2 protein-coding genes are annotated in these 830 nt (G+C 46.5%); both read left to right on the forward strand.

The genetic code is table 11. The features are described from left to right. Positions 1-96: 96 nt before the first annotated feature. Positions 97-417 carry a helix-turn-helix domain-containing protein gene (locus IM700_RS22890; RefSeq protein WP_193419155.1) on the forward strand — a complete coding sequence of 107 codons (321 nt, stop codon included), beginning with the start codon at positions 97-99 and terminating at the stop codon, positions 415-417. Between the two features lie 62 nt (positions 418-479). Continuing rightward, positions 480-830 (forward strand): IS3 family transposase (locus IM700_RS22895; protein ID WP_204801202.1); only part of this gene is annotated, 351 nt, incomplete at its 3' end.

Below are 830 nucleotides of genomic sequence, written 5' to 3' on the forward strand. Positions count from 1 at the left end.
GGGACTGACCCCGTAACGTGAGACAAATCAAAACACCTTCAAGAGAATCCAAAAACATCGTAAGATGTTAGGGACAACTTTGGAGGTGTTTTTGCGTTGGCAACAAGAGTAAGTTACCCAGTTGAAATCAAAATGAAGGCTATTGAGATGAGATTAGAAAATGTGCCGGTAAGGGAGGTCATGGAGCAACTTAACATAAAGAACGAGACGCAATTGAAAACTTGGATGCGCTGGTATCGAGCGGGTGAATTACACCGCCTTGAGCAGCCTGTAGGTAAGCAATACAGTTATGGTAAAGGACCGAAGTACGAATCTGAAATTGAGAGATTACAAGCAGAAAATCGTTTCCTTAAGCAACAGGTAGAAGTGCTAAAAAAGTTCAAGGAGTTGGAGAGGAGCTGTCGCCTGAAGTTGTAATTCCATGGATGGAAAGTATTCAAAGCATGGCCACGGTACAACAGGCCTGTGCGTGGATTGGCTTGCCACGGTCAACGTACTATCGCTGGAAAAAGCAAGGACTCCCTACAACGCCCGACTCGCTTGTCTCACGCGTCCAGGAGCTGTGTCAGAAGCATCGCTTTCGTTACGGGTATCGCAAGATCACCTCTGAGTTACGGCGTCATGAGACCGTCAATCACAAGCGAGTGCAGAAGATCATGCAACAGTACGGTTGGCAATGCCGAGTGAGGGTAAAGAAACGGAAGCAGACCGGACAACCTGCGCATGTAGCGGAGCATCTACTGAAACGGCAATTTCATGCAGAACAGCCTTTGAAAAAGCTAGTCACAGATATTACGTATCTACCTTTCGGGAGCACCATGATGTATTTA

This window comes from Paenibacillus rhizolycopersici (genome assembly GCF_014947195.2).
Classification (GTDB): domain Bacteria; phylum Bacillota; class Bacilli; order Paenibacillales; family Paenibacillaceae; genus Fontibacillus; species Fontibacillus rhizolycopersici.